Origin of the sequence: Lactobacillus sp. UMNPBX15, from assembly GCF_002553785.1 — a bacterium.
Taxonomy (GTDB): domain Bacteria; phylum Bacillota; class Bacilli; order Lactobacillales; family Lactobacillaceae; genus Lactobacillus; species Lactobacillus crispatus.
Window position 1 is genome coordinate 1 of record NZ_PCYV01000005.1, and the last position, 12,362, is coordinate 12,362.

The window sequence follows — 12,362 nt, forward strand, 5'->3', positions numbered from 1 at the left end:
ATAAAAAAGTCAATCAACGAGAGAGATTATTTACACAAACTTCTTGACAGTCTCTAAATTACAGTCATCACTTGCAAGATTAAAAAAGAATGTTAGAATTCAATTAAATTTAGTCTGACTTTTTTATTTAAATTAATGATTTCTGAAAACAAAAGGAGTTTTGAAATGAAAATCGTAAAGTTTGGTGGCTCTTCTTTAGCTACCGGTGAAAGTGTTGCACAAGCAATTCAAATTATTCTCAGCGATCCTCAACGACAAGTAATGGTTGTCTCTGCCCCAGGCAAAAGGAATACAACAGATATCAAAGTTACTGATCTGTTAATCAAGTACGCAGATTTAGCCTTAAAGCACAAGAATTGTGTTGAAATCGTGAATAAAATTTTTAGTCGCTATCAAGAAATTGGTCATTATTTTGGCTTAGCTGATGCGGAATTAAGTATTATTAAACAAATTTTATTAGAGTTGCCCAATCAGGGTTATCCTAACGAAAAATATCTTTTAGCTGCATTTAAGGCACATGGTGAACGGCTTAATGCTCGTTTAATTACTTTAATTTTACGCCATCAAGGAATTAATAGTCGTTTTCTTGATCCGGCTGAAGCCGGTTTAATCGTGACTGGCGAGCCCAATGATGCCATTGTCAATCCAGAGAGCTACTTAAATCTTGACCAAATTAAAATTAAGGCTGATGAACGTATCGTATTTCCTGGCTTTTTTGGCATGACTCCGTCTGGTAATATCGCCACTTTTTCCCGTGGCGGGTCAGACATTACCGGGGCTATTCTAGCTCGCGGCTTTCATACTGATCTCTATGAAAATTTTACAGATGTCAATGGGATTTTTGCCGCTAATCCTCATATTATTGAGCATCCCCAATCCATCAAGAAAATGACTTATCGCGAAATGCGAGAGTTGTCATATGCTGGCTTTTCTGTTTTTCACGATGAAGCATTGATTCCTGCTATTCAAGGACAGATTCCTATCAATGTGAAAAATACTCATGATCCTAGCAATCCTGGCACTATGATTGTCCCAGAAAAGGATTTTGTCCCAGATAATGCAATAACCGGCGTAACCAGCCAAAAACATTTTTCCGCATTATATTTGCATAAATATTTGCTCAATAAAGAAGCTGGTTTCACCTTACGTATATTACAAATTTTATACCAACATAATATTCCATATGAGCATATGCCATCTGGGATTGACGATATTACCATTATTTTTAACAATGATTTTCTAAACGATCAGTTAATTGATCAAATTTGTAATGAAATTCAAGCTACAATTAATCCAGATCAACTCGAATGGATTGAAGATTATGCAATTATTATGGTTGTCGGCGAAGGAATGCGACAAAAACATACCATCAGCCGTCAAATTATCGATTCTTTAGGCGATCATGATATTTCACCACAAATGATCAATCAGGGAGCTTCTCAAATTTCAATCATGATCGGTACTAAAAAAGAAAAGGCTGATGAAGCAGTAAAAATTATTTATCAAAAGTTTTTTAATTAGGGGGCATTATGATTAATTTATTCAAAGTTCACGGTTCGCAAAATCATTTCTTTATTCTTGATCAAACACAATTCGAACACGAATTAAGTGACGCTGAGCTAAAAAATTTTACGCAAAAGATTACCAATCCACAAACTGGACTGCTTCACGGAGCAGATGGCGTTTTAGTAGTTAATCATCCCGTGCATTCTAACTCACTTGGCCAGATGCGTGTAATCAATGCTGATGGAAGTGAAGCATCAATGTGTGGCAACGGTCTACGCACCGTTGCTCGTTACCTAAGTGAAAAAACGGGAAAAGATAATTTCCTAGTTGACACAATGAATGCCAGCTTACGTGTTAGAAGAGAAAAAGATTTTGCTTCTAACGTGCCAGCATTTGCAGTTGAGATCTCTCCTGTACGCTTTAATAAAGAGGCACTCCCTTTTGATAATTTAGGACAAGAACGGATTATTGATGCTTGGTTGCCAGAAATTTATCCTGGATTACGTTTTACTTCAATTGCCGTACCTAACCCACATTTGATTTCTTTTGTTAATCAAGCAGAAATTACCGGCCCGATCTTAGGCATTGTTGGTAAAAAATTAAATAGCAATAATCCCTACTTTACAGATGGCGTCAATGTTAATTTCGCGCAAATTTTAGATAAAAATAAACTTTTTGTCCGCACTTACGAACGGGGCGTTGGTTTTACCAATGCCTGTGGTACTGGAATGTCCGCGACTTCTCTTGCTCTTACTTTAACCCACCCCGAAATAGGCAACTTAAATACACCAATATCAGTTTATAATCCTGGCGGTATGGTTAAAACTATCGTGCATTATGAAAAAAATAGTTATTGGATCGAGCTTATTGGTAACGCTACTTTTACTCATCGAATTAAGCTTTCTGAAGCTGACTTAAGGAAAGGTGATTTTTCCAATGTCCAGATCCAAAAGACTGCTGAACAAAGTGCTTATGAAAAATTTATTGCTAATCTGCCAAAGTTCAATGACATTACAACTTTAGCGTAAAAAAATGGCTTGCAACACGCAAGCCATTTTTACTTTTTAATTATTAATCTAAGTCTTTCAAGCCATGCTTTTTCTTGGAAACGCGATAAAAAATATAAGGTGCAGTAGCGGCTACGTTACCCATATCCGTCAGAATTTGATAAAAGCTAGTCACTGCGCTACCACCGAATGAGACCACCGCAATCAATAGGCAAACGAAGACAGTTTGAGCCCACATCGCATTAGCAGGAATACCGTGTTTATTTAATTTAGTCGCTGCCTTAGGCCATAAACGTGGATCAGATCCCATGATGAAGGATTTAATTGGTGAATAAAGCAAAACAAATAAAGCACCTGTCATTCCCATCAAACCAGATAAAGCAATTGCTCTAGTAAAGAATTTACAAATCAATAAACTCGTGTTAGGATCCAAATGAAGTGCGGTTCCAAAGGCTTTGCCAAGTGTGCCATATACGGTATACGTAATATTTCCAGTATTGGCATTGGCTGCTAAAATATCTTTTTGATAATTAACTGAAAAACCGGTCATAAAAATCATCAAAACATAAGAAATAATAGTGAACAATGACCCAATAATTAAGCCTTTAGGGAATTCTTTTTCTGGGTGTTTCATACTGTCAATCACACCACCGACGGTTTCCATCCCACCATATGCAAAGACTGCATAAACTACGAAAGAAATAATCGTAATTGGCGTTTGAAAACTTTTATTAGGCGAAATAATAAAACTTTGCCACCCAGTAATCGGCTGAGCCAATTGTCCATGATTCATAATCAAGACCGTTAAACTAGCTAGAATAAAGACTGCATTCATTACAATCATGAACCAACCACCGATTGATGACATAATTTTAATTCCAGTTATCCCTCTGGAAGACAGGTACGTTGATACAATCATGAATAAAATTGCTAGTACACCTATCAATTGAGTACCATGCAAGCCCAAAATATTCCATTCTTGAGTTGTATCTTTGCCAAAAATAAGGGCAGAGATTGAAATTCAAAGCCTTGAGGCGCCTGCAACCAGCCACAGCACCCAGTTAGCCAGCCATACAAAAGTCCCAATAAAGGCCTATTTTTGTCCAATTGAGCCAGCTAACCATGAATAAATACCACCTTGAGCATCATGAAAAGCAGACCCATATTATGCCATCATTAAGCCAGCTGGGAAAAAGAAATAGACGCCAGCCAAAATAAACCAAATGATCCCAGCATATGTCATTTGCTCATAAGAAACAGAAACATTGCCAAAACCATAAACCGTTGTGATAATCATCAACACAAGGCTCATAGTCGTCAATGATTTTTTAGTTTGTGAATTTTCATCATCCCAGATAAAGCCTCTACTTTCTATTTATACTTTCCATTTTAGCATCGTTTATCTTGAATAAATTTATTCTAATTTTAGGCTCATAAGAAAAAACTACTAGTTATTCACTAGTAGCCCTTCATTTTTATTCATTAATTCTTTTTTCAATCCAATTACTTAATTCAGTTACATGTAATTTAGTGACCGAACTAAAAGTCAAAACGGTGACATGATCATAGTTGAGATTCAACTTTTTCTTTAAGCCTGACATCACCTTATTAGTTTGACTCTTTTTTATTTTATCCATCTTGGTACAAACTACCAAAATTGGGATATTTAGATATTGAGCATAATCATACATAGCAATATCATCTTTGGTTGGTTCATGACGACTATCTACTAAAATAATTAGTCCCTTTAGGTTGGGTCTAGTTTCTAAATAATCTTGAATCATTTCGCCAAATTCTTGCCGCTTCTTCTGTGAAACTTTGGCATAGCCATAACCTGGTACATCAACCAAATAAAATTTTTCATTGACTTTGTAGAAATTCAAAGTTTGTGTCTTTCCAGGCTGTGACGAGGTCCTAGCTAAGTTTTTACGCTTTAATAGGGTATTTATCAAGCTGGACTTTCCCACGTTTGAGCGGCCTGCTAATGCAATCTCAGGCAAGTTATCTTTAGGATATTGATCTTCTCTAACAGCACTAACTGCATAACTACTGCTTTTAATGATCATTGACACTTACCTGTTCTTTATTATCAGTATTTTTGCGGATTACCTTTGGCTTAGCGTGATTAGTAATTACGTCCTTAGTTACTTCAACGGTCTCAATATCCTCTTCACTAGGAGTTTCATACATAATATCCATAATTGAATTTTCGATAATTGTTCTAAGTCCACGTGCACCCATATTTCTTTGGATTGCTAAGTCAGCAATTGCCTTCAGAGCACCATCAGTAAACTTCAAATTAACATCGTCAAGTGATAATAATTTCTTATACTGCTTAACTAAAGCATTCTTTGGTTCAGTTAGCACTCTGACCAAATCCTTACTACTCAATTTATCAAGCGTAGTAATAATTGGAATTCTACCAATGAATTCAGGAATCATTCCAAATTTAACTAAGTCAGCTGTAGTCAAATGGTGTGTCCAATCATCTGCATTAATTTTATCTGCCTCATTTTCAGCACCAAAGCCAATGGTCTTTTTACCTAAACGATTTTTAACGATTTGTTCAATTCCGTCGAATGCCCCACCAACAATAAATAGAATGTTAGTCGTGTCCATCTTAATCATTTCTTGTTGAGGGTGTTTACGCCCACCTTGAGGTGGAACAGAGGCAATTGTACCTTCCAAGATCTTTAATAATGATTGCTGTACACCTTCACCTGAAACATCACGCGTAATTGAGACATTCTCAGATTTTTTAGAAATTTTATCAATTTCATCAATATAAATAATGCCACGCTGTGCACGTTCCAAATCATAATCAGCATTTTGTAGTAACTTAAGCAAAATATTTTCAACGTCTTCACCAACATACCCTGCTTCAGTCAAGGTAGTTGCATCGGCAATTGCAAATGGGACATTTAAAATACGAGCCAAAGTCTGAGCAAGATATGTCTTACCTGATCCAGTTGGTCCGATCATTGCAATATTTGATTTTTGTAATTCAGTTGAAGAATCAACATCCATTTGGCTAATTCTCTTATAGTGATTATATACAGCAACTGATAAGACTTTTTTAGCACGGTCTTGACCAATAACATATTGATCAAGTTCCTTTTTTATTTCAACAGGCTTAGGTAATTCACGAGCTGCTTTAAGTGAATCTGCTCGTAATTCATCGTCAATAATTTTTTTAGCCAAGTCAACACATTCATTACAAATATATACACCGTTACCGGCAATCATTTTCTTAACTTGGTCTTGAGTTTTGCCACAAAAAGCGCATTTAATCTCTTCTTGATCTGTAAACTGATTTGCCATTATTTTTCCTCCTATATCTACCAAAAATCAGATTATCATAAATTAACTAATATTGATAAATATTAAGCTCGAACAGCAAAAAAAGCGGCCTATAGCCGCTCTTTTTGAGAAATTAGCAAATATTACTATTACTTGCTTTCCTTCTTGTCATCGTCTTCTTTGTTTTCAAGCTTTGACTTAGCAACTTGCTTAGCATTATCAGTAATAAGATCCATAGCCTTACGTACAGTAATGTCGTGGCCTAACATGTCATCTGATAAGGTGTTACGTACCATCTTTTCATCCATGTTGTATTCTGAAGCAAGATCCTTGATTTCTTTATCAATTTCTTCCTTAGTTGCCTTAAGGTCTTCAGCAGCAACAATAGCTTCAAGAACTAAGTTAGTTTTAACTCTTTCAGCTGCATTCTTTTCAAATTGTGAACGCAATTGTTGTTCGTTGGTATTAGTCAACTTGTAGTAAGTTTGTGGGTCAATACCTTGACGTTGCATATTACCCAAGTATTGGTTCAATTGAGTATCAACATCTTCTTGAATCATAGCATCAGGAATTTCATCGATAGTAGCGTTGCTTACAGCACCTTCAATCGCAGCTTCTTGAATAGCGTCGTTTGCTTGTTGTTCCTTTTGTTCCTTCAAGTCCTTCTTGATCTTTTCCTTTAAGTCATCAAGGGTGTCTACAGAGTCATCAACGTCCTTAGCAAATTCATCGTCTAACTTAGGAAGTTGCTTTGACTTAACTTCGTGAATCTTAGTTGCAAAGTGTGCTTCTTTACCAGCTAAATCCTTTGCACCGTAATCTTCAGGGAAAGTTACAACTACATCAACATCATCGCCGGCTTCATGGCCTTCAAGTTGATCTTCAAAGCCAGGAATAAATGCACCTGAACCTAATTCAAGTGAGTAGTTTTCAGCTGAGCCGCCTTCGAATGGCTTGTCGTCGATAGTACCCTTGTAATCGATAGTAACAGTATCGCCCTTTTCAGCCTTACCCTTCTTAAGAACAAGTTCTGCATTTTGTTCACGGCGCTTGTCAAGTTCAGCATCAATGTCCTTTTGGTAAACACGAGTGTTTTGCTTAGGAACTTCGATACCCTTGTAGTCACCTAACTTAACTTCTGGTTCTACAGTAACAGTAGCCTTCATAGTCCAATCCTTGTCCTTATCCATTGATACAGGAACAATTTGTGGTTGGCCAACTGCCTTAATACCTGCTTCTTTAACAGCAGCAGAATATGCATTTGGTAATACAATATTTAAGGCATCTTCATATAATGCTTCTTCACCGTAATATTGATCAAAGATCACACGTGATACGTGACCCTTTCTAAAGCCAGGAACACGCAAGTTTTTCTTTACTCTTCTAAAAGCTTGGTCTAAACCTAATTTAATTTCATCTTGTGAAATATCAAAAGTAAGATCACCGGTTGTCTTACCGGTCTTTTCCCATTTAACAGACATTAATTAAATACCTCCAATGTCAAATTTGAGTTTGCTTCTTGCATACTAAGTTATCTTACCTTAAAAGGCCGCAAAAAACAAATTTAAAAGAAAAAAGATGCGCTCCTGTGAAGAAGTGCATCTTTTTTAACTATATCGTTAGAAATTAGTCAAGGATTTCAGTAACCTGACCGGCACCAACGGTACGACCACCTTCACGGATGGTGAACTTAGTACCCTTTTCGATGGCAGCTGGCTTGATTAACTTAACAGTAAATTCAGTGTTATCACCAGGCATAACCATTTCAGTACCTTCTGGCAATTCAATTTCACCAGTAATATCAGTGGTGTGGAAGTAGAATTGTGGACGGTAGTCTGAGAAGAATGGGGTGTGACGGCCGCCTTCTTCCTTCTTCAAGATATAAACTTGACCCTTGAATTCCTTGTGGGTTTGAATTGAGCCTGGAGCAGCCAATACTTGACCACGAACAACTTGGTCACGGTCAATACCACGAAGCAATACACCAACGTTATCGCCGGCTTCACCTAAGTCAAGAGTCTTGTGGAACATTTCCAAACCAGTAACAACTGACTTAAGAACCTTGTCTACCAAACCAACGATTTCAACTTCGTCACCGACCTTAACAGTACCACGGTCAATACGACCTGAAGCAACAGTACCACGACCAGTGATAGTAAATACGTCTTCAACTGGCATTAAGAATGGCTTGTCAGTTTGACGTTCTGGAGTTGGGATGTATTCGTCAACGACGTCCATCAACTTAAGAATTTGTTCTTGAGCTTCCTTGTCGCCTTGTAAAGCCTTCAAAGCTGAACCACGAACAACTGGAATATCGTCACCAGGGTAATCGTATTCAGTCAACAAGTCACGAACTTCCATTTCAACTAAGTCGATCAATTCTGGGTCGTCAACTAAATCACACTTGTTTAAGAAAACAACGATGTAGTTAACACCAACTTGACGAGCAAGCAAAATGTGTTCACGAGTTTGTGGCATAGGACCATCAGTTGCAGCAACAACTAAGATAGCACCATCCATTTGTGCAGCACCGGTAATCATGTTCTTGATGTAGTCGGCGTGGCCTGGAGCGTCCATGTGAGCGTAGTGACGATTTTCAGTTTCGTATTCTACGTGGGCGGTATTAATAGTAATACCACGTTCCTTTTCTTCTGGTGCAGCATCGATTTGTGAGTAATCTTCAGCCTTAGCCAAACCCTTGTCAGCCAAAACAGTAGTAATAGCCGCAGTTAAAGTGGTCTTACCGTGGTCAACGTGACCGATAGTACCAATGTTTACGTGTGGCTTAGTTCTAACGTAATGTTCTTTTTCTGCCATTAAAATGACCCTCCTGTAAATTTGCAAGAAGTCCGTTGAGATAAGTTAACGGATAATTCTCTGTTGAATATTGTACTACTTTCTTCGGCAAATGCCTAGTAAAAAAGCTTAAGCGAAATTGCCTAACGAAAATATCCTTTGCTAATTATACTAAATAGTTTGAAAATGTAAACCTTTTTTACTTATTTTTTATTGCGGTAAGTATTTATATATTTTTTCTAGTAATTTTTGATGACTACGGCCATCTTTTCTTTGTAAAAATGAAACTAAATCACTAGCAAAACTGTCAGGCTCATCAATATATTGGTTAATTTTAGGGTAAAGACTGCCTAATACCAAATTCACTTCTCCCAGCATTAATGGCAACTGACTTGGACTATTGTGAAATTTGCTTCCAATGCTAGAAATAATTTCACGGTACTTAGGTTCTTTTTCTAGAAGCAGTGTATTCGCCGGAATAAAGCTCTCCATCTGGCCTATTACCCAAATTTCAAACTTTTCTTCAAGTCCCAAGCGAACTAGATCTTCACAAAGTGACAACCTAACAGCAAAATCTGGCGTTGGATCTAATAAGACGCTTCGTGCAAAAGCTTTAAAATTAGGCAGGTTTAACTTATGTAAACTTTCATAATCCAACTGAGTAACCTGTTCTCGTTGTTTAAAGTTTTGCATAATCTGCCGCTGTTTTTCTTCAGAAGCTGGTTTTACCTTTTCTGATAAGTCCACTCCAACAAGATTTTTTAGTTGTAGAGCTTCAATAAAAAAATTATTTTTAGCTAGAATTTGACAGTAACTTTTAAATACTCGCTGATCAGAAAAAAGATCAGGCTCCTCTTTAATTAAAGCATATGCCTGATCTTCTTGTTTATTAGCGCAATAGAGTTTGCAGAGTTTCAAAATAACGTCCAATGAATGCTCTCCACGTAATGCTTCTTCTAGATTTTGAATAGCTGCTTCGAGATCTCCCTTACGCTCATCTTCTTCAGCAAGTTTCAATAAATTTTGTTGGCTTACTGATGTCATTTTTAGTCTTTCTTATTACTTTCTTTTTTCTTATTTATTTTTGTTTTTTTATTTTCGTCTTTGGCATGGTTCTTATTGTCATTTTGTGCTTTTTCATTGCGTTTCTGCATAGCACGATGACGGTTTTGATTTACTTCCATGACCACGGGCAAGATCACTGGACGACGGTTAGTTTTCTTGTATAAAAACTTCTCCAAATCACCACGGATATCTTGCTTCAATTCAGTCCAATCAAACTTTTTGTGTTCAAAATTGGCCTGAATTGCTTTTTTAATTACATCAATTGAATCACTCATCAACTGGCGATTAGCCTTAATATAGACGAAACCACGACTAGTGACTTTTGGCTCTGCAATAATCTTTTTCTTCTTACGGTCAATTGTAACAACCGCAATAAAGATTCCGTCATCTGATAGGACCTCACGATCACGTAGCACAATATTACCAACATCACCAACACCAGAACCGTCGATCATGGTATCTTCACCTGGTACTGGGTCAGTTAAGAAGAAACGCTTCTGCTTAAAGTCATATTCAAGACAGTCACCATTCTTGGTAATATATATATCTTTAGGATTCATTCCAGCTTTAATAGCCAAATCACGTACTACTTCAAGTAAACGATATTCACCAATTACTGGAATTAAGAATTTTGGCTTCAAGGTTGTAATCAAAAGTTGCAGATCACGACCAGTTGCATGCCCACTAGTATGTATATTTCTGCCTAACTGGATAACCGTACCGCCAGCCTTATATACCAAATCACTGGTTTCAGCTACCATCGTTTCAACCGCATGTGACGGAGTAGTTGCAATAAAGACCAAATCGCCCTTATGAATCGTAATCATACTATGACGCTTCTTAGCCATTTTTTGTAATGAGTTAAGTGGTTCACCCATACGCCCAGTCTCTAATATAACTGTCTGCTCATCTGGCACAGTCTTCAGATCCTTAACTCGCATCAACAAGCCTTCAGGCACATCTAAATAGCCTAATTTCATTGAAGTTCTAACAATCTTAGCTAGATCGCGGCCAGTTAATAAGACGCGTTTCCCTGTTGCTGCTGCAGCATTTAAAACTTCTTGAACACGATTCAAGTTAGAGGCTTTAGCAGCTACGATAATTCTGCCTTTAGCATTTCTGAAGACATTAGTCACAAATTTACCAATATCTTGTTCAGATGCATTAGGGAAAGATGCTTCTGCATTAGATGAATCACTTAAAAGCGCTAAAACGCCCTTTTGTTCAATTTCAGCTAAGCGATCCATATCAGTCCGATAATTTAACGCAGCTGTTGGATCAAATTTAAAGTCACCAGTATAAACAATTTCACCTGCTGGTGTATGTACATCTATTCCAAGTGAATCAGGAATTGAGTGTGTCGTATGGAAGAATGAAATACTTGCATTCTTAAAATCAATTTCAGTATCTGCATCGATTACGTGGAACAAACTATTCTTACGGCGTTTGTTTTCGCGTTGTACTTCAATTTTAGCAAGTTCGATACTCAATTGTGAACCAAATACTGGAATATCGTATTTACGCAAAATGTATGGCAATGCACCAATTGAATCAGCATGCCCATGTGTTAAAAAGATACCTGCTACTCGATCTCCGTATTGTTCAAAGAAATCAAGGTCAGGAATTACTACATCGATACCAAATAAAGAACTATCAGGGTACTTTAATCCGGCATCAAGAACAAAAATTTCATCATTAACTTGAACAGCAAACATGTCTTTACCCTGTTCACGCACACCGCTCAAGATCATAATTTTGATTTGATCAGCCATTATATTTCCTTTTCTATCTAATTTTTAATTCTTATGGATCTATCGATCTCAACGTAAAAATAATCTGTTTCAATTTTAGCATAAAGAATAAAATTATGACAGAGACAAAAAAAGCCAGCCTTTTCGGCTAGCTTCATTATTCAATATTATGTAAAAATTAACGACGAAGACCTAACTTCTTGATCAATTCACGGTAACGGTTAATGTCGTTGTTTTCAAGGTAACGAAGCAAGTTACGACGGTGACCGATCTTCTTAAGCAAACCAACGTATGAGTGGTGGTCATGCTTGTGACTCTTCATGTGATCAGTCAAGTTGTTGATATCAGCAGTCAAAAGAGCAACTTGAACTTCAACAGAACCAGTGTCACCTTCGTGAGTTGCGTATTCCTTCATAATCTTTTCTTTTTCAGTCTTTGAAATTGCCATAGTTAAATTCACCTTTCATTAAATAATTGCCGTTAACAACGTTTATCGTCGGCGTGAACAAATAAACAGCGTTAGCGGTTCACAACAGTCATAATCATACACAATATTTTTTAAAAAAGCAAGCGGAAATTACCTTGCATCCGTGATATTTCTTAAGTATAATGGATGAAGTAAATTTCTAAATCATTGGAGGTGAATTTCATGCCACAAATCAAATCAGCTATCAAACGTGTTAAGACTCAAAACGCTACTAACGAACGCCGCGCTTCTGAATTAAGCAAGTTAAGAACTGCTATCAAGAAGTTTAAGAACGCTGTTGAAAGTGATAGTAAGGAAGACGTCTCCAAGTTGCATTTAGAAGCTGAACGTGCTTTGGATAAGGCTGCTTCAAAAGGCTTAATCCACAAGAACAAGGCTGCTCGTGACAAGAGTCGTTTAAACAAGTTAGCAAACAAGTAAATCTTACTTATTACTAATAATAAAAAGAGG

10 protein-coding genes and 1 pseudogene are annotated in these 12,362 nt (G+C 37.0%); 3 read left to right on the top strand and 8 right to left on the bottom strand.

Translation table 11 applies throughout. From position 1 onward, the window contains the following. Positions 1 to 165 precede the first annotated feature (165 nt). Both CP366_RS02385 and dapF read left to right on the top strand, forming a co-directional pair. Positions 166 to 1,521, top strand: coding sequence for an aspartate kinase (locus tag CP366_RS02385; protein WP_089147648.1), 1,356 nt, complete (start codon positions 166 to 168; stop codon positions 1,519 to 1,521). Positions 1,522 to 1,529: 8 nt separating this feature from the next. Continuing rightward, complete coding sequence (dapF, locus tag CP366_RS02390; protein WP_005718898.1) at positions 1,530 to 2,534, top strand: diaminopimelate epimerase; 1,005 nt, start codon at positions 1,530 to 1,532, stop codon at positions 2,532 to 2,534. Between the two features lie 88 nt (positions 2,535 to 2,622). Here dapF and yjeM read toward each other — a convergent pair. From yjeM to rpsO, 8 genes and pseudogenes are all read right to left on the bottom strand, one after another. Further along, a pseudogene (yjeM, locus tag CP366_RS02395) lies at positions 2,623 to 3,825 on the bottom strand (glutamate/gamma-aminobutyrate family transporter YjeM); the annotation flags it as partial. A gap of 163 nt (positions 3,826 to 3,988) precedes the next feature. After that, positions 3,989 to 4,579, bottom strand: coding sequence for a ribosome biogenesis GTP-binding protein YihA/YsxC (gene yihA, locus CP366_RS02400; protein ID WP_013086179.1), 591 nt, complete (start codon positions 4,577 to 4,579; stop codon positions 3,989 to 3,991). Next, entirely contained in the window at positions 4,569 to 5,834 is a 1,266-nt protein-coding gene (gene clpX, locus CP366_RS02405) for an ATP-dependent Clp protease ATP-binding subunit ClpX (protein ID WP_089147649.1), read from the bottom strand. Before clpX ends, yihA begins: the two co-directional genes overlap by 11 nt. Before the next feature lie 128 nt (positions 5,835 to 5,962). Next, positions 5,963 to 7,294, bottom strand: coding sequence for a trigger factor (gene tig, locus CP366_RS02410; protein ID WP_005718891.1), 1,332 nt, complete (start codon positions 7,292 to 7,294; stop codon positions 5,963 to 5,965). A 145-nt stretch (positions 7,295 to 7,439) separates the two neighbouring features. After that, the gene (gene tuf / locus CP366_RS02415; RefSeq protein ID WP_013086177.1) at positions 7,440 to 8,630 is read right to left on the bottom strand and encodes an elongation factor Tu; all 1,191 of its coding nucleotides are present in this window, start codon (positions 8,628 to 8,630) and stop codon (positions 7,440 to 7,442) included. A 189-nt stretch (positions 8,631 to 8,819) separates the two neighbouring features. Then, positions 8,820 to 9,653: a tetratricopeptide repeat protein gene (locus CP366_RS02420; RefSeq protein ID WP_023488143.1), complete on the bottom strand. Its 834-nt coding sequence runs from the start codon at positions 9,651 to 9,653 to the stop codon at positions 8,820 to 8,822. Between the two features lie 2 nt (positions 9,654 to 9,655). Beyond that, positions 9,656 to 11,446 carry a ribonuclease J gene (locus CP366_RS02425; RefSeq protein ID WP_023488142.1) on the bottom strand — a complete coding sequence of 597 codons (1,791 nt, stop codon included), beginning with the start codon at positions 11,444 to 11,446 and terminating at the stop codon, positions 9,656 to 9,658. Positions 11,447 to 11,603: 157 nt separating this feature from the next. After that, complete coding sequence (rpsO, locus tag CP366_RS02430) at positions 11,604 to 11,873, bottom strand: 30S ribosomal protein S15 (protein ID WP_005718887.1); 270 nt, start codon at positions 11,871 to 11,873, stop codon at positions 11,604 to 11,606. A gap of 201 nt (positions 11,874 to 12,074) precedes the next feature. Between rpsO and rpsT the strand changes: the two genes are divergently transcribed. After that, positions 12,075 to 12,332, top strand: a complete 258-nt coding sequence (rpsT, locus tag CP366_RS02435) for a 30S ribosomal protein S20 (protein ID WP_005718885.1) — start codon at positions 12,075 to 12,077, stop codon at positions 12,330 to 12,332. Positions 12,333 to 12,362: the final 30 nt, after the last annotated feature.